General features: G+C 63.1%; 11 protein-coding genes and 2 pseudogenes. 2 read left to right on the forward strand and 11 right to left on the reverse strand.

All coding sequences use genetic code 11. The features are described from left to right. Window positions 1-106: 106 nt before the first annotated feature. The 5 genes from J3D46_RS15220 to J3D46_RS15240 form a co-directional block, all read right to left on the reverse strand. Window positions 107-838, reverse strand: a complete 732-nt coding sequence (locus J3D46_RS15220) for an aspartate/glutamate racemase family protein (protein ID WP_253468050.1) — start codon at window positions 836-838, stop codon at window positions 107-109. 8 nt (window positions 839-846) lie between these two features. Continuing rightward, window positions 847-2,286: an amidohydrolase family protein gene (locus J3D46_RS15225; protein ID WP_253468052.1), complete on the reverse strand. Its 1,440-nt coding sequence runs from the start codon at window positions 2,284-2,286 to the stop codon at window positions 847-849. A gap of 27 nt (window positions 2,287-2,313) precedes the next feature. Next, window positions 2,314-3,129, reverse strand: a complete 816-nt coding sequence (locus J3D46_RS15230) for an aspartate/glutamate racemase family protein (RefSeq protein ID WP_253468054.1) — start codon at window positions 3,127-3,129, stop codon at window positions 2,314-2,316. Next, a complete protein-coding gene (locus tag J3D46_RS15235; protein WP_231340671.1) occupies window positions 3,126-3,809 on the reverse strand; it encodes a GntR family transcriptional regulator in 684 nt (227 codons plus the stop codon). The genes J3D46_RS15230 and J3D46_RS15235 overlap by 4 nt, the downstream gene beginning before the upstream one ends. Before the next feature lie 104 nt (window positions 3,810-3,913). Continuing rightward, a complete protein-coding gene (locus J3D46_RS15240; protein ID WP_231340670.1) occupies window positions 3,914-5,254 on the reverse strand; it encodes an MFS transporter in 1,341 nt (446 codons plus the stop codon). A gap of 540 nt (window positions 5,255-5,794) precedes the next feature. Here J3D46_RS15240 and J3D46_RS25090 point away from each other — a divergent pair. Next, window positions 5,795-5,878 (forward strand): annotated as a pseudogene (locus tag J3D46_RS25090) (carboxymuconolactone decarboxylase family protein); the annotation flags it as partial. A gap of 40 nt (window positions 5,879-5,918) precedes the next feature. Here the strand turns inward: J3D46_RS25090 and J3D46_RS25095 are convergent. From J3D46_RS25095 to J3D46_RS15275, 6 genes are all read right to left on the reverse strand, one after another. Continuing rightward, on the reverse strand, window positions 5,919-6,686 hold the full coding sequence (locus tag J3D46_RS25095; protein WP_253468056.1) for a 4'-phosphopantetheinyl transferase superfamily protein: 768 nt from the start codon (window positions 6,684-6,686) through the stop codon (window positions 5,919-5,921). After that, the gene (locus J3D46_RS15255) at window positions 6,683-7,483 is read right to left on the reverse strand and encodes an ABC transporter permease (protein ID WP_253468058.1); all 801 of its coding nucleotides are present in this window, start codon (window positions 7,481-7,483) and stop codon (window positions 6,683-6,685) included. The genes J3D46_RS25095 and J3D46_RS15255 overlap by 4 nt, the downstream gene beginning before the upstream one ends. After that, on the reverse strand, window positions 7,480-8,454 hold the full coding sequence (locus J3D46_RS15260; protein WP_231340666.1) for an ATP-binding cassette domain-containing protein: 975 nt from the start codon (window positions 8,452-8,454) through the stop codon (window positions 7,480-7,482). The genes J3D46_RS15255 and J3D46_RS15260 overlap by 4 nt, the downstream gene beginning before the upstream one ends. Then, window positions 8,451-8,663, reverse strand: coding sequence for an MbtH family NRPS accessory protein (locus J3D46_RS15265; RefSeq protein ID WP_253468060.1), 213 nt, complete (start codon window positions 8,661-8,663; stop codon window positions 8,451-8,453). Before J3D46_RS15265 ends, J3D46_RS15260 begins: the two co-directional genes overlap by 4 nt. Window positions 8,664-8,725: 62 nt before the next feature. Further along, the gene (locus tag J3D46_RS15270; RefSeq protein WP_253468062.1) at window positions 8,726-19,246 is read right to left on the reverse strand and encodes a non-ribosomal peptide synthetase; all 10,521 of its coding nucleotides are present in this window, start codon (window positions 19,244-19,246) and stop codon (window positions 8,726-8,728) included. 148 nt (window positions 19,247-19,394) lie between these two features. Next, complete coding sequence (locus tag J3D46_RS15275; RefSeq protein WP_231340663.1) at window positions 19,395-19,685, reverse strand: hypothetical protein; 291 nt, start codon at window positions 19,683-19,685, stop codon at window positions 19,395-19,397. A 316-nt stretch (window positions 19,686-20,001) separates the two neighbouring features. Here J3D46_RS15275 and J3D46_RS15280 point away from each other — a divergent pair. Next, window positions 20,002-21,306: pseudogene (locus J3D46_RS15280) on the forward strand (catalase); the annotation flags it as partial. Between the last annotated feature and the right edge of the window lie 171 nt (window positions 21,307-21,477).

Raw genomic sequence — 21,477 nt, forward strand, 5'->3', positions numbered from 1 at the left:
GCTGTTATGGCTGACTCTGGCCGGCAACCACTGCAACAGGACACGACGTCGGCACCCACTGTGAGTGCCGACGTCGTGCCGACCTATGCAGGGCTGACCGGGCCCGCTAGGGACGGGCGAGCAATGTGCCCCACTTCGGGTCCAGCAGCGGGGCGCCAGCCAGTTTCAACGCGTGCCATAACGTGACCGCAACGGAATCGAGAACGGGTACTCCGGTGCGGTTTTCCACCTCCGCGGTGATGTTGGCGCCGTACAGGTTGGTGCACAGGAAGACCAACGCATCCGGGTGTGAAGCAGCCAACTCCAGGGAGCCTGGCAGCATTTCTGTATCAGTCACGCGCGCGAAGGATTCGTTGTTGCTGAGGTCCAGGTGCCGGTGGCCGATGGTCTTGATTCCCTCTCGGGCGTAGGAGGAGATCACCGCTTCATTCACATCCACCGTGTAGGGCGTGAACAGGCCGATTCGTTCGGTCCTGAAGGTTTCAAACGCGTGAAGGTACGCGAGCGTGGAGGTGGTGGCAGGGATGCCGGTGGCCTCGGTGATTTCTCCGACCATCGCTTGATCGTGGGCAGCGCCAAGCCAGGATCCTGACGTGCCATTCCATGCGATGACATCCACGTCAGCGGTCGCCAATAGTTCGGCGGCGGCTCGCATGACGGAGGAGTCGAACTGCTTGTCCGAGGAATCGTCCAGGGCGATGCGCGTGACGGGGATGCGGGTCGAGTGAATGGTGACATCGCGGCGGTCACCGAGAATCCTGTAGGTCTGCGGTTCAAGGCAAGTGTTGGAGGACGGCACGATCATGCCGATGCGGGTGGGGCGGTTGGTGGAAGGCACAGTCTCTCCTAGGCAGTCAGGGAAGCAGTGGACAGGGAAACAGGAACGCCAAGTGCATCGCGGTGTTCCTTGAACCCGTTGCGGGCAACGAATCGTCCCACCGGGCCGGGATCGTGGAAACCGTCTTCGTCCAGGATCACGCGCCCGGCAGAAACCACGACGGCGGGCCAGCCGTTGAGCGTCTTCCCATCGAAAGGCGAGAAGTCGGTTCCTTGGTGCAGCGCACCGCCGTCGACCGTCTGTTGCGTGGCGGGATCGAAGATCACGAGGTCGGCGTCGAAGCCTTCCACAATGGCGCCTTTTTGAGGCACAGCGTTGATCCGGGCTGGCCCGGCGGAGAACACCTCGACGAAATCCTCAACGGAGCCACCGGATTCGGTGACCAGCGCCGTGAACGTTACTGGCATGCGCGTTTCAACCCCGGGGAGGCCGTGCGGCATGTAGCGGACGTCGTCGGTACGCTCGCGTTTCTGGGAGAGGTCGTAGCAGGAGTGATCCGAAGACACGGTATGGATGGACCCTGCTGCGAGGCGGTCCTTAAGGGCGGCAACGGTTTCGGCGCTGCGCATGGGAGGGCAGCAGGCATACCATTCGGGAAACGCGGAGCCGTAGACGGTGTCGTCCAGGGTCAGGTAGTGGGGGCACGTTTCGGAGTAGGCTTCCTGGCCGCGCCCGCGGGCCTTGGCCACAAGATCCACGGCGCCGGGTGTCGACTGATGCACGAAGTACACGGGAGCGCCGGTGTATTCGGCCATGGCCAGGGTCTCCTTAACGGAGACTTCCTCAGCCAACTGCGGACGGGTCCGGTGCAGGTGTTCGATGCCGATCCTGCCATCCGCTGCATGTTGTTCGGTGCAGTCGGAAATAATGGCGTCGTGCTCGGCGTGGATGTAGGTGAGCCCGTCAAGGCGCACCATTTCCCGCATGACTTTCAGGACGGTATCGCCGTCGGCCATAGTGGAGCCACGGTTGGTGGTGTACATCTTCACGGACCGTACGCCTTCGGCGGCGAGCTGTTCCAGCTGCCACGGCACGGTCTCGTCCCAGCTGACAACAGCGCCATGCAGGGCTACATCGCAGCGCGACTCTGCGGCGAGGCGCTTCTTATTCAGCACGGCATCCAGCGGTGTTTCCTGGGCGTCGCGGGGAATGCCGAAATCGATGATGGTGGTGGTTCCGCCCCAGAGAGCCGCCGTGGAGGTGGTGCGGTAGTCATCCAGGGTGCGGAAACGTCCTGTCACCTGGGCGACGTGGCAATGGCCGTCAATGCCGCCCGGAATCACTAACAGGCCATGGGCCTCGATGGTTCGGACAGCCGCCGGAACGGGCTCGGCAGCGTCGATGAGTTCGGTGATGATACCGCCGTCGACTACTACGTGGGCGGCTCGACGACCGAAGCTGTTGACAACAGTGCCGTGGGCGATGACGAGATCGGGAAGGTGGGACATCGGTGTCCTCCTGGTTCGTGGGTGGGTCTAAAGACTGGGGGACGGGGAATGGTGAGCCGACTGCGCGGTGGCCAAAGCGGCGTCGAGGCTTTCGGAGAGACCTGTGCGGCGCTTGACCGGCGGCGCGGCGAACGAGCCGCCGCGATGGGCGCCGGACTTCAACGCCACCACTGCCTCGGTCATGCGGATTCCGGCTGAGATGCCATCCACCACGGGGACAGGGATCTGTCCCTCAAGCTCGCGGGCCAGGCCCGCGAGCGGCGCACCGGCCAGGATCACGACGTCGGCACCGTCCTCTTCGACGGCCTGAAGGCTGAGTTCCAGCAGGGTTTCCTTGAAGTCGGCCTGCACGGAGCCGATCGAGTTCAGGCTTTGGTTGATGGATCGGATGGAAGCGAGCCGCCCGCCGAAACCGAATCGTTCCACGCAGTCCAGGTACCAGGCCTGGATGCGGTCCGAAATGGCGATGATCGAGAACCGGTGGCCCTGAAGGGCCGCCGCGCAGAGGGCAGCCTCGGTGATGCCGATGACGGGCACGTCCACCAGTTCCTTGAGCGCAGGCATGCCTGGATCACCGAAAGCGGCCACGACGACGCCGTCCACGGCGGGACCGCTGCCTTCACGGCCGCGGCCAGTGCCGGCGTCGTGCGCGTAGTCGGCGATCAGCTCGGCTACCGCGCCTGCGGCAATGAGTGCCTCGAATCGGGTCTCGATGTATTCGACGCCGTGTCCGGCGGTGCGCACGATGAGTTCGGTGTCCGGTCCCGCCGATCGCAGGGCTTCGGCCTCGATCAGGGCGGTGACGTCGTCACTGATGTTGGGATTGATGACCAGGAGTTTCATGGTTTCTTCCGTTGCAGCTTGGGCTCGTTGACGCTGGAGTCCTGCGGGAATTGCTCGCGGTATTTGCCGATGTGCGACGCCGATTGGGCGGCGGCACGGTCCGGGTCGCCACTGGCGATGGCGGCGTAGAGGTCGCGGTGTTCCTGGATGAGTTCCGGGAGGTCGCTGACGTGGCGGAACAGCCAGTGCATGCGCCCCTGCAGGGGTTCCAGTGCGGAGCGGAGAAAGTCATTGTTGGCGATGTTGGTGATGGCATCGTGGAATTCGCTGTTGGCGCGGTGGGCTTCGAGGATGGAGCCTTTGGAGAGGCAGCGATCAGCTTCGTCCAACAGTCCGGCCAGATGCTTGAGGTTCTCGGGCGTTGCCCTTTTTGCTGCCAATCGGCAGGCGAGGACTTCCAAGGACTGGCGGACGTCAAAGAGGTCCTCCACGTCCTTGGGGCTCAGGCCACTGACTTCGGAGCCGCGGCCCGCGCGGTCCCTGATGAGGCCTTCCTGCCGCAGCATTCGCAAGGCTTCGCGGATGGGCAGGCGGGAGACGTTGAATTCGGCAGCGAGATCGCGTTCCACCAGCCGGGTGCCGGGCGCGTAGTGCCCCTCGAAAATCCTGGAACGGAGCGCGTCACGCACGGACTCCCGGAGGGGGCGGTCAGTGTTGTTCGTGTCTTCTGCTGTCAGCATGTGGAGCTCCATTTCGTGATGTGTGAGGCAGTGCGCCCGGCGACCCGGCGGGCGTCCGGCCATCCGGCGGTTCAGGACCGTCCGGCCGGCCCGGTCGATGCGAGTTAGACCGGGAGTCGCTTGTTGTAATCCAGGGCCAGGACTGAGATGCCCATGACGACCGCGGATCCAACAAAGTACAGCAGGGCCCAGGTGTAGGAGCCGGTGGCCCCGACAATCAGGCCTACCACAATCGGGGTGACGAATCCGGCAATGTTGCCGCTGAAGTTCATGGCACCACCCAGGACGCCGGCGTTGGTGCGCCCACCCAGGATGGACGGGATGGACCAGAAAAGGCCTACCCAGCGCAGGAAGAACAGGACTACCGAGAGAAGCACGACGGCGGTGATCGGGTCTGCGACTACGGTGACGCCTACGAGGCCGCCCACCACTACGACGCTGGAGATCCCCAGCAGGGTGCGCATGACGCGGTTTGCGGAGGCGCCGGAGGCGCGCCACTTATCGGCGATGATGCCGCCGAGTATTTCGCCGACGAAGCCCGCACCGAAGATGACGAATGTGGACCAGCCTATGGTCTTTAGGTCGAAGCCCTTGGCTTGGGCCAGGTACAGCGGGCCCCAGGTCAGCAGGCCATAGAAGACGCCGTTGAAGCCAAGCCAGCCGAAGCACATGGCCCAGAAGGAACGGAATTTCAGGTAGGGGAGGAGGGCTCGTTTCCCTTGGGCGCCTTCCTTGGCGGCCTCGGCGTCGTCCTCGGCGTGTGAAGCCTCAATATAGGCTGCTTCTGCCTCGTTGACGCCCTTGTGCTGACGGGGGTTGTCGCGGATGTACCACCAGACTGCCAGACCCATGAGGATGGTTGCGGCACCGGCGATGATGAAGGACATGCGCCAGCTGCCGGTGGAGGCAATCAGCCACGTGATGAGGATGCCTCCCAAGCCTGCGCCGAGGGGAGCTCCGGCGTCGAGGATGGTGGCTCCGCGGCCGCGTTCCTTCTTGTGCATCCAGATGGCGTTCAGTTTGCCACCGGCAGGCATGACGCCGGCTTCGGTGACGCCAATACCAAGTCGGGCGATGAACATGCTCACGAACCCTCCGGCGAAACCGGAGGCAGCAGTCGCCGCGCCCCAGCCGATGCAGGAGGCGGTGACCATCTTGCGGGGGCCGAACTTGTCGATCAGCCAGCCGACGGGGATTTGCATGAGGGCGTAGGTCCAGAAGAAGGCCGACAAGAGGAGCCCGACGAGCTCCGGTGGCAGGTTGAATTCCTTCTGGATGATGGGCAGGGCGACGGAAATGGAGCCGCGGTCGATGTAATTGACCGCGACGAGGACCAGAAGCAGGATGAAGAGTTTCCAGCGAACGTTCGTGCGGCGCTGCACGCCGTTCTCGCCGGGTGTTGGTTCGTTTTCCTGGACTTCCAGGTCGGTGTTTTGGAGAGACACAGCTTCTCCTTCAGTAGGAGTCGGCGGGATGGGATGTCTACGTGATGTCATTTTTGGGGGGTGAGCCGGGCGGGATACCGCTGCAGCTGGACCCGTCCGGCGGCAACTGTTGCGGTCCCAGCCTTTCGGTGGGGAGGGGCCGCAGCCGGTAGTAGAGTCCTTTGGGATCCCGTTTTGGGATCCCAAAATCAAAGATAGATGTGACCCGAAGCACTGTCAAGGGTTTTGGTATACAAGGCTTGGATTCCAATTGTGACCGAAGGGGGTCCGCTATGCCTTATTCGGGTGGAGACTGGTGGGCACGGAACCACGGACATGGTCTTGCGTGGAATTGGCGCCGTACCTGGTGCGGGCCCATGACGTACTACTCCGCTGGGGACGATGCCGAGCATGCCCTGGCCGCTTGGGTTTCGGCCTACCGCAAGCACGCCCAGGTCCTGAGACGATCAAGGAACTCGACCGACAAGTCCTGGGTGGAGCACCTTCGCCGCGCTAACGGCGACGGGGAAGGCCGATCAACTCACGTTCCACTTCGATTACGCACGTCAGAACGGCGTCACGGAGGAAGAACTGAAAGAAGCGATCCTCCACCTCTCCTTCTACACCGGATGGCCCACGGCATGAGTGCAATGGCCGTCGCCAAAAAAGTGTTCACCGAGGAGAACTAGAGGTAATGCCTGGAGCGCCTGCCGTCCGGGCTTGCAGGAAGCACCTCAGCGGCATCCCGCTGTAGTGGCGGGCCGTAAGCCCTGGCCGCGACGGCAGCCAGGTGTCCGGAGCCTGCCGGGACGGGGTAAACGTCGAGTCCGTGCACCATCGGTTGATCCGGGCAATAGGCCCGAAGAAGACGCCCGGCCGGATCATTGCCTGAAATCAACGACACTGAGGCTGGCTGAACCATGAGCCCAATTCCTGCGGCTTTCAGCACAGCTTCTTTGGCAACCCATTGACGCATTCTTGACTGTACGTCGGCCTCGCCGATGAAAGCCGCCGCCGGGGGGTTAAGTACGTAGTCGTCAAAGCCGTCGAACAGCTCAGCCGGGACGCGTTCCACGTCGGCACCGACGCTGGCTGACTCCGGTCCCACTGCTGCCATCACCAGGCCGCGGCTCCGGGACAGGCTGAGTGACATTCCCGGCAGGACTGTCCGCCCATGCCCCGTGCTGTCGCATCCCGGGCACTGACGGGTGATATCCAATGCCGGGGCAGCAAGAGGGTCCAGCCTCAACTGGTGCGCCGCAAGCAGGCGGAGCAGAACATGCGAGGCTGCATAGTCGCGGCTGTCCGCCGTGGTGCGGAACCGTCGTCGTGTGAGCTTTTCTTCCGGAGACAGAAAACGGTCCAGGCCGCCGACGCCGGAACACGCCGCCTCGAGGCCGACGGACGGCAGAATCAAGTAGCCGACGCCGGGCGGCAGGGCTTGGGCGCTCACAACTTACTGATGCGGCGGTACTTTGCGATCGCCAGTGGAGCGAACACGGCGATGATGGCAAGGCTGCACGCGACGGCGTACAACAGTGCGTTCTCGGCCGGCCATCCGCCGGGAGCAATGAAACCGGAAGGGGCGGCATTTCCGAAGAGCTCACGCACGGCTGTGGCCACAGACGTCACGGGATTCCACTCGGCGAGGGCCCTCAACGGACCTGGCAGGGACGCCGTCGAAACGAAAGCGCCGGACACGAAGGTGACGGGGAAAAGCCACACAAGACCAAGACTTTGGGCCACTTCGACGCTGCGCGCCGTGAGGGCTATCAGCGCTCCGATCCAAGACACTGCAAACGCGAACAGCAGCAGGACGCCCAAAGCCGCCAGTAATTCCACTGCCCCGGTATTCATCCGCCAGCCGACCGCGACCCCGCAGAGCAAAGTCACCGCGATGGAAACGATGCTCGTGTACAGGTCCGAGGTGGTGCGGCCCAAAATTGCCGCCACTCGGGACATGGGGAGTGACCGAAAACGGTCAATCAGCCCCAGCTGAAGATCTTTCGCCAAGTACACAGCGGTAAAAGATGCATTGAACGTCAAGGTCTGGGCCAGAATGCCGCCGATGAGGAAGCTGCGGTACTGGTCCCCGCCCAGGGAACCGCCGAAGACGAAACCCAGAAGCAGGACAAACATGACGGGCTGCACGATTCCTGTGACCAGCGCCCCAGGGGTTCGTAGAACGTTGAGCAGGTTGCGGTGGGCAATGACGGAACTGTCCCGGACAGCGGCAGTGATCGCGCTCATGCGGGTACTCCTTCCTTGCTGGCGTCGTTGTCGGGCTGCTGGCTGCCACCGGTGAGCTGGAGGAAGACGTCGTCCAAGGTCGGACGACGCAGGGACGCTTCGGCAACGGCCAAGGAACGGGCATCCAGTTCGGCCAGGACTCTCACCAGTACCCCGTGGCCACCGGGCGCTGCTACAGAGACGCTCAGCGCGGCAGGATCCACCTCCGGCGCGGCGAGGCCACCGGTGGCCTCCGCCAATACCGCGGAGACCACTGGCAGGTCTGCCCCATCACGCACAGTGATGTCCACACGCTCGGAACCGGCACGGTCTTTGAGCTGGGTGGCGGTGCCCTCGGCGATCACGCTGCCATGGTTGATGACGGCAATGTGGTCTGCCAGCCTGTCCGCCTCTTCCAGGTATTGGGTGGTCAGGAGCACAGTGGTGCCTTGGGACACCAGGCCGGCCACCACGTCCCACGTGTCCAACCGCCCCCGCGGGTCCAGGCCGGTGGTGGGTTCGTCCAGCACCACAACTTTAGGCCTGGCCACCACAGCACCGGCAAGGTCAAGGCGACGCCGCATGCCGCCTGAGAAAGCCCCTGCACGTTTGCCGGCCACGTCCGTGAGCCGGAAGTCGGCCAGCAATTCGTGGGCCCGGGCCGTAGCGTTCCGGCGGTTCATGCCGTAGAGGCGCCCCACCATATGGAGGTTCTCAAAGGCCGTGAGTTTCTCATCCACAGCGGCGTATTGTCCGGACAGTCCCAGGTTGCGTCGTACCTGTTCAGGCTCATGACGGACGGAATGTCCAGCAACCCAGGCATCTCCGGAATCCGGTGCCAGCAGGGTGGTGAGCACCTTGACTGTGGTGGTCTTGCCGGAGCCGTTGGGGCCCAACAGGCCCAGCACAGTCCCTTCGCCCGCGGTGAGCGTCAGGCCATCGAGGGCTCTGAAGGCGCCGTAGGACTTGCGCACATTGTCTAGGCGGATCACTGGCTGGCGGCAAGCTGGGCAACCTTGCGCGGAGCCATATCTGTCCACGTCCGCGACACATAATCCAAACAGGCTTCGCGGCTGTCCGGGCCGAACATGGCAACCCACCCCTTGGGAGTGGCCGCGAATGACGGCCACAGTGAGTGCTGCTGGTATTCGTTCACCAGGACGGAGAAGGTTGCTGAAGTGTCATCAAACGGGTTCGTCACGAGGATTCACCTTTCGGGTTGTTCCGGCGTTAACAGTGCCCCGGGTTCCGAGGCGTTGTAGGTCATTCGGACCCAAACCCAAGTTGGATTGCCAAAGCCGGCATGATGACGGGGAGAGCTGTATCACTTAGCATCCGTGAGTGCCTGTCCGGCACCTCGATGTCGGTGATGCGTCCGGAGACATAGGGTTCCCATGCTGAGGCCCCGGGGGTTCCGTCAGGAACGCCCACAGTTGCGCGGAAGAGCAACAGCTCGCCGTCGAATACCGCAGGCTTCTGTTCCCGGATCAGCCGTGCCAGCACCGGAAAGTTCTCCGCCATGGCTTCCACGGCATCCAGCGGAACGGTACCCAGTGGATTGTGGTTCCGGCGCAGGATCTCCTGGGCGCGGACTGCGTCAAGCCCCACCGTGTCGGCCTCGTCGAGTGCATAGCCCTGCGCCTCCAAATAAGCGGCCCATATCCCGGAGCCGTTTCCGACGTCGTCGTTGTTCTCCTCTGTTCCGGGGAACGCGTCGATGATGGCCAAGGATGCAACCTGTTCACCAAGTTCCTGGAGCCGCGTCGCCAACCGGTGGACCAAATGACCGCCGAAGGACCAACCCAGAAGATGATAGGGGCCGGAAGGCTGAATCGATCGGATCCGGGCGATGTAGGAATCCGCCAGTTCCGTGAGGCTTTCTGCACCGACACGATGAGTGGCGCCCGGTTCCATCCCTGGCATCTGAAGTCCGATCAGGGGCCGTTCGGGATCCAATGAACCGAGCATTGAGGCGTAGCCCCACGCTATCCCTGAGGCGGGGTGGACCGCGAACAGGGGAGCCTTGGTTCCGGTGGTGCGCAATGGCAGTACCTGCCGCAGACTCTCCGCCGTGGTGTCCTCCGCGCCGTGGGAAGCTTCCCGAAGGAGCCCTTCCACCGTTGGTGACCGGAAAAGCGACTGGACCTGCAGGGAGGTACCCAGCGCGGCATTGACCCTGGCTATCAAAGGTTGGGCCAGGAAAGAATGCCCACCCAACTCGAAGAAGGATTCGTCCACTCCCGCCCTGTCCAGCGACAATATGTCCGCAAAGATCGCAGCCACGGTCTCTTCACGCGGCGTCCGGGGGACTTTGCCGGAAATGCGGGGAGCGTGCGCCGCTTCCGGCAGGGCAGCAAAGTCCACCTTGCCGTGCGGCGTCAGCGGAATCCCGGCGACGGCCACCACAGCAGCGGGCACCATGTAGTCCGGCAACAAACCCCGCAGATGGGTGCGGACGCCTTCGGCGAACGCCGCCGCATCGTCAGGACTATCAACCAAGGCTTTGGCCACCGGAACCACCCATGCTGCCAGGCGCATAGTGTCGCCTGAAGGTACTGCCCTGACCACGGCATCCTTGACGCCGACAGCGGTGGCGGCCGCTTGTTCGATTTCACCGGGTTCCACGCGGAAGCCCCGGATCTTGACTTGCTGGTCGTTCCGTCCGGAGAAGACCATGTTCCCGTCGGCATGGCGCACTACGAGGTCGCCTGTGCGGTACATTCGCTCACCATCGGAGCTGAAGGGATCCGCAACGAAGCGTTCGGCTGTCAGGCCCGGCTGGCCGCGGTAACCGTTGGCCAGTTGGCGACCTGCGATGTACAACTCTCCTGGCACTCCCGGAAGGGCTGGCCGCAAAAGCGTGTCGAGGACGTACAGCCTGGTCCCTGTGGTTGGTGCTCCCAGCACCGGGGCCGCGTGGTCCTGTACCCGCGCCGCCAGGGTATCCACCGCTGCCTCAGTGGGGCCGTAGAGGTTCCATGTGGTCACGTTTTCCTTGCCGGAGAGGGCGTCCCAGAGGGTGGCGTCGAAGGCTTCGCCTCCCAGGGCAAGGCTGAATCCGGATACCTCCGCCGTGCCGCCACCATCCAGCACACGGTTGAACGCTGGTTCCTTGAGTAACTGCCGGACATACCCGGGCGTTGTTTCCAGCACACTGATCCGGTGCTCTTCAAGGTAGCCAGCCAATGCTGCAGGATCACGCCGGATGGCATCGTCCACCATGTGGAGTCGATGACCGGAAACCATCCACAGGATGGGATCCCACGATGCGTCGAAGCCAACTCCGGTGGTGTGGGCGACCTTCTGCTGGACTCCCGTGACGTAGGGATCAAGCCCGGCAAATAGCGTCTCCCGATGGGATTCCAGGAGAGCTGCCAACGCTCCATGGCCCACTTCCACGCCCTTGGGCCTTCCTGTAGAGCCCGAGGTGAACATCACGTAGGCGAGGCCGCGGCCCGCGGGTTGACGGTTCAGGCGTTCCTGGACTGGGCCGCGATGCTCTCCACGGGGAGTGGATAAGAGTTCAGGCAGCATGATCAGCCGTGGAGCGGCAATTCCGGGGTTCTGCGCTGCCACCCTGGACAGCAATGCCGCTATGCGTCCGGCCACCGGCTGGGAGGTGACAACCACCGACGGTCTGGCGTCCTCCAGGATCGCAACCACCCTGTCGTCGGGGTACTCGGTATCAATCGGGTTGTAGACAGCGCCTGCGGCCATCACTCCCAACAGGCTCTGGATGGTTCCCGCGGACCGTGGCAGGAACACGGAGACAACATCGCCCTCGGCGAGCCCCTGCTGCTCCAGCCCGGTGGCCAGGGCCACCACTGAACCAGCCAGCTCGGCAAAGGTTTGCTCGCCGCGTTCGCTCACCAGCGCCATAGCATCCGGAACCTTCTTGACGGTAGCGGCGAAGGCGGCCAGGATGCCGTCGGCTGTGTCATGTTGAGGCCCGACGGCGGAACGCCGTCCCGCTGTGAGCGCCTCCAACGCGGTGGCCTCCTCAGGCTCAATCAACGCCAGCCTTGCTATGGGGGTATCCGGATCGGCTGTACTGCGCTCCACAAAACGCACCAAGGTGGTTATCAGGCGTTCAATGGTCTCATCCTGGAACATTGCTGAGTTGTACTCCAGCGTTGCCGAAAGGCCCGTGGTGCCGGGGCGGAAAGTGAAGGAGAGATCGAACTTGGCTTCCCCGGAGCCGTTGCCAGGCAGTGGCCGGACCACGGCGCCTGGGAGTTCCGGGATGGATGCGGGGGAGCTGTCCACAGTGAGCATGGTTTGGAACAACGGGTGCCGCCCCAATTCACGTTCCGGATTCAGCACTTCCACCAGGCGCTCGAAGGGGACATCGTCATGGTCGAAAGCGGCCAGGACGCTGGTCCTGGCACGGTCCACCATGGCCCGCAGGGAGGGATCTCCGGCAGCACTGATCCGCAGCGGCAGGGTGTTGACGAAGAAGCCCACCAACTCTTCCAGCGCCGGATCAGTCCTTCCGGCCGTTGGGGAACCGACAACCAGGTCATCGCCCGCACCTACGCGGTTCAGGAAGCCGGCCAGTACGCCGTGGAGCGTCATGAACAGGCTCGCGTTCGCCTGGGCCGCGACGGAGTTCAGGGCCTCAAGGGCCGAGGCGCTGAGCTGGAAGTTGTGGTGCCTGCCAGGCTGCCGGGCTTCCCGGGGACGGCGGTGATCGGCAGGGAGGCTGAGCTCCGCAGGTATTCCTGAGAGGGCCTCCCTCCAGTGATCAGTTTTCCGCGCTGACGCGCCGTCTTTGGCCAGTTCCTCCTGCTGCCAGGCACTGAAGTCGGCATATTGGACGGCCAGCGGTGCGCGGCTGCCCACTGTTCCCTTGAGTGCGGCCGCGTAGGCCTCCGACAGGTCACGGGCCAGTGGCGCAAGCGACGCACCGTCGCTTGCGATGTGATGCACCACCAACTGGAGTACCCAGCCCGGAGCATTGCCGTAGCGGCGGCACAGCAGCACGGCTCGCAGAGGAAGATCGAGGGTCACGTCGAAGCCACGGCCTTCCTCCTGGGCCAGTGTCCTGGCTTCTTCCTCCTTGGAATGCACCGGGATGACGCGCAGCAGGCCACGGGCTTCCTCTGCCGCGAGGATCTTCTGGTGCGGAGTGCCTGCTGTTGCCGGGTAGCTCGTCCTGAGGATTTCGTGCCGGGCTACCAAAGCGTCGATGGCAGCGGAAAGAGTGTTTTCATCCACCTCGCCTTCCAGCTCTGCGGCCAGGGAAATGTTGTAGTCCGCTGAGCCGGGATCCAGTTGGTTGAGGAACCACATGCGTTGCTGGGCGAATGAGAGACCAAGTTCCCCCCGGCAGGCCGTCCGGCGTGAAGCGACCCATTCCGAAAGGGTTCGCCCACGCTCCGGCGAGTCATCATCGTGAACTTCAGTGCCGCCGTCGTGCATGGAGGCGTTCGGCCGTTCGGACACGACCGCCGCCACCAGTGCACCCGGAGTGGGCTGGTCGAAGAGCGTTCGCAACGGAAGGGAGGCGCCGAACGCTTCCCGGATCCTGCCCATGATGGTGATCGCCAGGAGCGAATGGCCCCCCAGGAGAAAAAAGTCGTCGTCCATGGCCACGGAGTCCAGCCCAAGAACCTCAGCAAAGATTCCGGACATGACATGTTCCTCTGGTGTGGACGGTTCACGGCCGCTGCCGTTCCCGGAGGCTGCAGGGGCCGGGAGGGCAGTGCGGTCAAGCTTGCCATGGGAGGTCAAGGGCAGCGCCGGGATGGACATGAAGATGGAAGGCACCATGTAGTCGGGGAGCTTTTCGGCCGCATGCTCCCTCAAATCTGCACTGTCCACGTTGCCCACCACATACGCGATCATCCGCTGGGCCGGGTTGCCGTCGGGGACGACGGCAACCTGCTGCACTTGGGGGTGGCTGGACAGTGCCGACTCCACTTCCCCCAGCTCGATGCGGAACCCGCGGACCTTTACTTGGTCATCGCTTCGGGAAAGGAATTCAAGCACTCCGCTGGCATCCCGCCTCACGACGTCGCCGGTGCGGTACATGCGGGTTCCATCTGTTCCAAAGGGATTCGCCACGAAACGTGAGGCCGTCTCGGCAGCGCGTTGGTCATAGCCTTGCGCCATGCCGGCGCCTGCCAGATACAGTTCTCCGGGGACGCCGGACGGAACTGGCTGCAGGTACGCATCAAGAACGAACGCCGAGATGTTTCCGGCGGGCCGGCCAATTACCGGTGCAGGGCCGGAAATTGCCGCCATGACCGAATCAACGGTGAACTCAGTGGGGCCGTAGAAGTTCAATGCCTGGACGGAAGGGTCCTTGGCCAGTCGTTCCCAGAGAGCGCCGGACACGGCCTCGCCGCCGAGGATGAGGATCGGCGGTTGATCGCGTTGGTGATCCAGCAGGCCATACTGCAGCAGCTGTGTGGCGTATGACGGCGTGGTTTCCAGGACGCTGATCCCATGGTTGAGGCAGTATCGAGTGAGACTTTCGGCGTCGTTGCGTTCCTCATCGGCCACCAGGTGCAGCTCAGCACCGGCAACCATCCAAAGCATCGGATCCCAGGCGGCATCAAAGCCCAGTCCGGCGATATGTGCAACGGAGACAGGCTCATTTCCGGCCACCTCGAAGCGAGGGCCGTAGAGCGTGCGGTGGTGGTGTGCGTACAGGTTGGCCAAGGCGGCATGCGTCACAGCCACCCCCTTCGGCCGTCCTGTTGAACCAGAGGTGTACAACACGTAGGCAAGGTCTTCGGCTTTCGGCATGCGATCCTCAGGGGCGGTACCCGCCACCCTTGCGCCGGTCGTCAGCAGGCCCGAAATTGTAACGGCAACGGCAGGTCCGACGCCGCTGCGCGCGTCATCGTCAACGATCACCACCGCTGGGCTGCTGTCCTCCAGGATCATACGGATCCGTTCCTTGGGGTAGGAAAGATCGATGGGGACGTAGACCGCACCCGCAGCGAACACGGCAACGGCGGCGGCGGCGATGTCTGCTGATCGGCTGATGGCTACCGCCACGCGGTCGCCTGGACGTACGCCTTGGACGATGAGCCCCTTGGCCATGGTGTTTGCTCGTTCCTGAAGTTGGCCGAAGGTCCAGGAAGTCCCTCCAGCAACCACGGCCGTTTTTGACTGACGCAGGACGACTGTCTCCGCGAAAGACTCCAGGATGGTGGCCCACTGCCCGTCGTGATGGGTGGCGTCGCTGTGCGCCATGACAGCTGCGTGGTCGGCCGGGCTCTGTATCTGCAACCGGTCCAGGCTGACGTCGGAGTCCTTGGCGAACTGTCCGGCAACCAGCTCAAAACCGGCAACCAGCCGTTCCACTGTGCTGCGTTCGAAGAGCGCCGGGTTGTAGGCGAGGGATCCTGCGATGACGTCACCGTCCCGTTCGGCCAGGTCCAGGAGAAGGTCGAACTTCGCACCGCCCGGCTCCCTGCCCAAGTCCGCCGAGGCGTCCAAGCCCGTCATGGCCAGCACGGCGTCGGGGGTGTTTTGCAGAGTCAGCATCACTTGGAACAAGGGGTGGCGGTGGTGCGACCGCGTTGGATTGAGCGCTTCCACCACGCGTTCGAATGGGGCGTCCTGGTTGCCGTAGGCGTGCAGGTTGGTGTAGCGAACGCTCTCCACGAGCTCCGCGGCCGTAGGATTCCCTGACGTATTGGTCCGCAGCACCAAGGTGTTGACGAAGAAGCCCACCAAGTCATTCAGTTGGGTGTCTGTCCGCCCGGCAACCGGCGTGCCGAGCGGGATGTCCTCGCCCGCGCCAGACTTTGTCAGAAGAGCGGCCAGGGCGGCCTGCAGCACCATGAAGAGGCTGGCGTTGTGCGTCTTGGCCAGTGCTTTCAAGCCCGACGATGTGGCGGCATCCAGTTGCAAGGGAATCGACGACGTCGGGAAGTCACCTTCGCGGGTTCCGCGGGGGAAGTCGTAGGGCAGCTGAAGCTCCTCCGGGGATCCCTTGAGCTCTCGTGACCAGAATTCCAGCTGCCGCGAAATTGGGCTCGAAGGGTCGTCTTCGTGCCCCAGGGCTTCCCGTTGCCACAAGGTGTAGTCGGCGTACTGGACGGGCAGCCCAGTGGTGGGCGCCGTGGCTCCGTCCAAATGTTCGCTGTAGGCCTGGGAAAGGTCCCGGGCGAGGGGCGACAGCGACCAGCCGTCCGCAGCAACATGGTGCAGGGTAACCGCCAGGACGTGGTGGTCCGGTGCCCGTTGGAACAGGACTGCTCGAACAGGAAGTTCGGTGGTGATGTCGAAGCCACGCCGTGTTTCTGTCTGCAGTGCCCGGTCCAGGTTGTCCTCGTCGCACTGGACTGCCAGGAGTTTTAGCGGCGCTTCACCGGCAGGCAGGATGTCCTGGTGCGGTTCACCGTCGGACCAAGGAAAGATGGTGCGCAAAGTCTCATGCCGGGAGATAACGTCGGCAAGTGCCGCCTCCAAGGCATCCACGTCCAGGCGACCCTTGAGTGTGAGGACGATCGGGATGTTGTAGGCACCGGACTCGTGATCCAGGCGGTTAAGGAACCAAAGCCTGCGTTGCGCAAAGGACAGGGGGATCATCGCTGGCCGTTCCCTAACGGCCAGCTCGGGAGTGGACGAGCCGTCGCTTTCCAAGGCTGCAGCTAGTCCCTCTACTGTGGGCTGCTCGAAGATGGTACGCAGGGCCGGTGCGCTGCCCGTGGCATCCCGAAGGAAAGCAGCCAACCGCGTGGCCAGTAGTGAGTGGCCCCCAAGCTCGAAGAAGTCGTCCTCGAGTCCCACTGCTTCCAGGCCGAGGATCTCGCGGAAGGCTTCAGCTACCACGAGTTCTGCAGGCGTGCGCGGTTGGGTGGTGGGTGCTTCCTGTCCCGGGGTTGGCAAGGCCCGGGTGTCAAGCTTGCCATTGGCAGTTAACGGGATGGAATCCATGACGGTCACGGCTGCGGGCACCATGTAGTCGGGCAATGTCCTGCGTGCCGCCTTGCGGATGGCGGACGAGTCAAGGGGCTGCGTTGCCCCGCTCCCTTCGGTTTCCTGCCCTGGGTTGCCAGCAGTGACGTAGGCGAGGAGTTGGTCGTAGCCGGCCTTGTTCTTCGCCACGGTCACCGCGGCTTGGGCAACCCCTGGGATACCGCGCAGGACCTCTTCAATCTCGGCAAGTTCAATACGGAACCCACGGATCTTGACCTGCTGGTCCATGCGACCAAGGAACTGCAAGGTGCCATCGTCCAATCGACGCACCACATCGCCCGTGCGGTACATGCGCGAGCCGTCCCCAACGAAGGGATCAGCCACGAACTTCCCGGCACTCAGCCCAGGTTGGTCAAGGTAACCGCGGGCGAGGTTCGGCCCCGCAACATAGAGCTCTCCGATGGCATTGGAGGGCACCGGGTTGAGGCCCGAATCAAGGATGTAATGCCGGCTGTTGGCTACCGATCCTCCGAGGGTGACATCCGTGCCCGGTTCCATCACGGCAGTCAGCGAGTCCACGGTGGTTTCGGTAGGGCCGTAGAAGTTATAGGCCACAACGCCATCATGGGCCGCCAACTCCCGCCATGTGGCCGGGTCCACGGCTTCCCCTCCCAGCGCAACAATGGAGGGGTGGGCGTCCCGGTCGAAGAGCCCGCTCGCCAGCAGGGCCTTGGCAAAGGAGGGTGTTGTTTCGATCGAGTCGATTCCCTTGTTGGCCAGGAACAGGCTAAGGGCCTCGGGATCACGACGGGTCTGGTTGTCCACCATATGCAACTCATGCCCGGCCAGAAGCCACAGAATGGGATCCCAGGAAGCGTCAAAGGACAACCCCGCGGTGTGGGCCACGCGCAAGTAACGGCCGAGCCTTGCCGTGGCGGGGTCAAAAATCCTCTCCCGGTGGGAAGTGAACAGGTTCAGGAGCGCCAGATGCTCCACGCCAACGCCCTTTGGACGGCCTGTGGAACCTGACGTGAAGATCACGTAGGCAAGATCATGCTGGACGGCGATGGGTGCCAAGGGCGTCGAGTCGTGTCTGTCCAAGGACACAGCAGTCATCGCGGAATCCAAGACCGTCACGGGAATGCTGGTCAGCGGCTTTCCTTGGTCGGTGTCACCAGTCAAGGCCGTTTCTGTGAGCAAAATGACGGGGGCCGCGTCCTCCAACATCCCCTCCACGCGGCCCGCCGGGTAGTCGGGGTCGAGCGGAACATAAGCGGCACCGGCCTTCAAGATGGCCAGGATGGCAACAGGAAGCAGAACGCTGCGATCCAGCCGGACGGCGACGGTTCTGCCCGGCCCTGCTCCGCGCTCGCGGAGGAACCGGGATAGCTGGTTGGAGCGCCGCTCCACCTCTGCAAATGTCAGGGAACCGTCAGACGCGACGACGGCGATCCGCTCGGGAGCAGCTGCGGCGACCGACTGGAACTCCTCAACAACCGTATGGCCCGGCAGGTCCACTGACTCGGCATCTCCCTCGGCGAGCAGCGACTGCTCTTCCGCCGTCGACGTGACTGTCAGTGCCGCCGTCGGACCGTTCGGGCTGGCCAGAAGCTCACCAAGCAGCCGCACAAACCGCATCAGGTGCTGGTCCAGGCCCGATTGGCTATAGAGCCCGGCATTCGCGGCGAACTGTACTGTCACACCACCCGAGGCTGCGTGGCCCAGCCCGTGGACGATGACGGATAGGTCATCGATGGGCCCAGTGGACAGGATGTGCATGGTGCCGGTTGCCTCGCCAAAGGCGATGTCATCAAGTACCGGAAGGATATTTACCGATGGTCCCAGGTAACTGCCCTGGCTGCTCATGGACTCGTATCGGGTGCGCTGATGGATCAGGGCGCCGCGCAGCTTTCCGCCCGTGGCGGCCACCATGTCCTCCACGGTGGTTCCCGGAGTGATGTCCAGCCGGATCGGGACGATATTGGACAGCATGGACGGCGTGGACTTGGCCAGCTTGCCTCGTCGCGCTGTCACGGGCAGCGCGAGGGATACATGCGGTTCGCCGGTCATCCGGTGCAGATACAGTGACATGGCCGTCAGAATCAACGCCGGCGCGCTGCCGGACGCTGCTTGGAGTGCGTCGACTGCGGACTGGGAGAGCGTCTGGGTGGAACGCAGCAGCGCGTCGGCCGTTCCCGAGGGGCGGCCGGCGAGTCCGGCGGGAGTCCGTTCGTCGTCGAGTTCGCGTCGCCAATAGGCGGCGTCGGCTGCTGCCCCTGCGGAGTCCTGGTATTCATGGTCCTCCGTAATGAGTTCATCAAGCGCGCCAAAATCGAGGATCAGGGCGTCGTCCATATCCTTGGCGGCGCTCAGTGCCTCATAGACTGCGGCGACACGGCGCAGTACCAGCACGGCGGAATATCCATCGAGGAGCAGGTGGTGGACGCGTTGGTAGAAGAAGTGTCTGGTTCCGGAGATCCTGATGATCTCGGTGTGAAGCAGCCTGCCGTCCTCCACTGTCCGTACTTGCGCCATGTCCGAGTCCATCAGCTCGCGTGCGGTTTGTTCGCGCGTCGTTTCGTTCCCGCAACCGCTCAGATCGGTGAATTGCACGGCGGCCTCGGCAGTTTCTGCGTACTGGAAGGGGCCGTCGTCGTCCTCGCCGAATGCCAGGTTCAAGGCGGGCGTTTCCGACACTGCCCGAGCCACCGCCTTCTCCAGACGGGGCACGTCCAACGGACCGTTGATTTCGATGAACTGCCCAATTTGATACATCGGGCTGCCGTTCGCCAAACGTTGCGCGTACCAGATACCTCGCTGTGCAGCGGTTAAACCCATCCGGGCCGGTGCCTGGTGCTCCGGAATGCCGGGCTGGTCAGGGGAAGCGGGGATAGGGGAGTTCATAGTCCTTCTCTGCAGTGGGGAGGTGTGGGAAAGCAGCGGCAGTCCTGGGAATCAGGACTGCCGCGTCAAGGTTGCGAGGCCAACGTCTTGACGAAGTGGCGCTCGTGGGGTGGGAATCTCGTCTGGTGGGAAGAGGAAGTGGGTTCTGCTACTGGAACTGGCCGAGCTGGAGAGGGCCCAGCACATTGCCGTCAACAAGGGGCCCATTGATGAGCGGCCCGTTGATGAGCCCGCCGTTCAGAATTCCTTCGGTCAGGAAGCCGTTCAGGATGCCACCGTTGAGGAAGCCGGCGTCGGAGAGGGCTGTGGCACCGGTTTCCGGCGTTGGGATGGGGGTTGCTGTCGCTGCTTGTGCAGGGAGAGAAGCGAGGGCGAAGGCGGAGGCTGCAAGGACTGTTCCGACTGCGATGCGGGCGGTGTTCTTGGTGGGCTTGTTCACGGGGTCTTCTCCATTACGTAGCAAATGTTGTCCGCGCGTCACAGGGTGTCGCGCCATCAGTGATTCGGAGCTGCCACCGTCGTGGATGGGAATGGAGATTCTTCACTCTTCGGCAGGACGCGACGTCAGCATGGATGCCCAAGAGCTGCCGGGTCGCTCCGAGTTCTTACTCTGGCCGCGGATTGCAGAAACTGCGCTGTTCGGCCCCACTGATGTTTGCAAGGAGGAGCATCGGCCTCTAGGGTACTAAGGAGGCTTATCTTTTTTGGTGGAGTGCAGCAGTCGATGTGCCGATCAATAGCGAGGAGAACGCGCAGTGCCAGTTGAGGACATCAAGATTCCAGGGGCTCCATCGATTGAGCGACCAGCCGTTGAAGAACCCACAGTGGCCCGGGAGCCGTTGTCGCCGAAGCCTGATCAGCAGGGTCCCGAGGCCGTGTCACCGACAGGGAGCCCCAGCGGCGCCCCCGAAAACTCACGTGCCCAGTCCGGCCAGTACCTGACAACGGCCCAGGGCCTGAGGCTGGGAGATACAGACCATTCCTTGAAAGCCGGACCACGGGGCCCGATTTTGCTCCAAGACCATCACTTGCGTGAGAAGATCACACACTTTGATCACGAGAGAATTCCGGAGCGCGTGGTTCACGCCAGGGGAGCCGGGGCTCATGGAACGTTTCGCTCCTACGGCGCGGCGTCACAAATCACGAAGGCAGGGTTCCTTGGGCCGGATGTAGAAACCCCCGTGTTCGTGAGGTTTTCCACTGTCTTGGGATCCAGGGGGTCCGCTGATGCGGTCCGTGACACGCGTGGCTTCTCCACGAAGTTCTACACGGATGAGGGTACCTACGACCTGGTGGGAAATAACATTCCTGTCTTCTTCATTCAGGACGGCATCAAGTTCCCGGACCTCATCCACGCGGGGAAACCGCACCCTGACAGGGAAATCCCGCAGGCTCAGAGTGCGCACGACACGTTCTGGGATTTCGTTTCGTTGCATACCGAAGCGCAAGCGCACACGATGTGGAATATGTCCGACCGCGGAATTCCCCGCTCCTACCGGACCATGGAAGGGTTCGGCGTCCACACCTTCCGGTTGGTGGATGCGGCCGGTAAGACCACTCTGGTGAAATTCCACTGGAAGCCGAAGCTGGGTGTCCATTCATTGGTGTGGGAAGAGGCCCAGATTATTAACGGCATGGATCCCGATTTCCACCGTCGTGATCTGGCCGATGCGATCGAATCAGGTGCGTACCCGCAGTGGGAGCTTGGCATCCAGACGTTCCCGGACACTGAAGATCAAATGTTTGAAGGTATCGACCTTCTGGATCCCACCAAGTTCATCCCTGAGGAACTGGCTCCGGTTCAGCCGATCGGGCTGATGACGCTGAACGCCAACCCGACCAACTACTTTGCCGAGACCGAGCAGGTAGCCTTCCACCCGGGACACCTCGTCCCAGGCATCGATGTCACTAATGATCCGCTGCTGCAGGTCCGCCTGTTCTCATACCTGGACACGCAGATTTAACGGCTTGGTGGACCGAACTTCGCCCAAATTCCCATCAATCGTCCCCACGCACCGGTTAATGACATGCTGCGGGACGGGATGCACCAGACTGGGTTGAAATTTGTCCGCGGACAATGATGCACGCAGCCGGGAAAGCCGACTCCACCTTGACCACCAACTGCAGTTTTCCAAGGTCCTGGGAGCGTCCTCCATGAACGGTGGCTGCCCGGTGATTCACGTGGTGCCCCCGCCCGCCTTTTCGCAGGCTATTCGCTGGGATTCTCATGA

The sequence above is a fragment of the Paenarthrobacter sp. A20 genome (assembly GCF_024168825.1).
Lineage (GTDB): Bacteria > Actinomycetota > Actinomycetes > Actinomycetales > Micrococcaceae > Arthrobacter.

Bases quoted from the DNA above. Each gene is read 5' to 3' on its own strand.
- J3D46_RS15225 (WP_253468052.1), bottom strand. From the start codon at position 2,286: ATGTCCCACCTTCCCGATCTCGTCATCGCCCACGGCACTGTTGTCAAC.
- J3D46_RS15230 (WP_253468054.1), bottom strand. From the start codon at position 3,129: ATGAAACTCCTGGTCATCAATCCCAACATCAGTGACGACGTCACCGCC.
- J3D46_RS15235 (WP_231340671.1), bottom strand. From the start codon at position 3,809: ATGCTGACAGCAGAAGACACGAACAACACTGACCGCCCCCTCCGGGAG.
- J3D46_RS15255 (WP_253468058.1), bottom strand. From the start codon at position 7,483: ATGAGCGCGATCACTGCCGCTGTCCGGGACAGTTCCGTCATTGCCCAC.
- J3D46_RS15270 (WP_253468062.1), bottom strand. From the start codon at position 19,246: ATGAACTCCCCTATCCCCGCTTCCCCTGACCAGCCCGGCATTCCGGAG.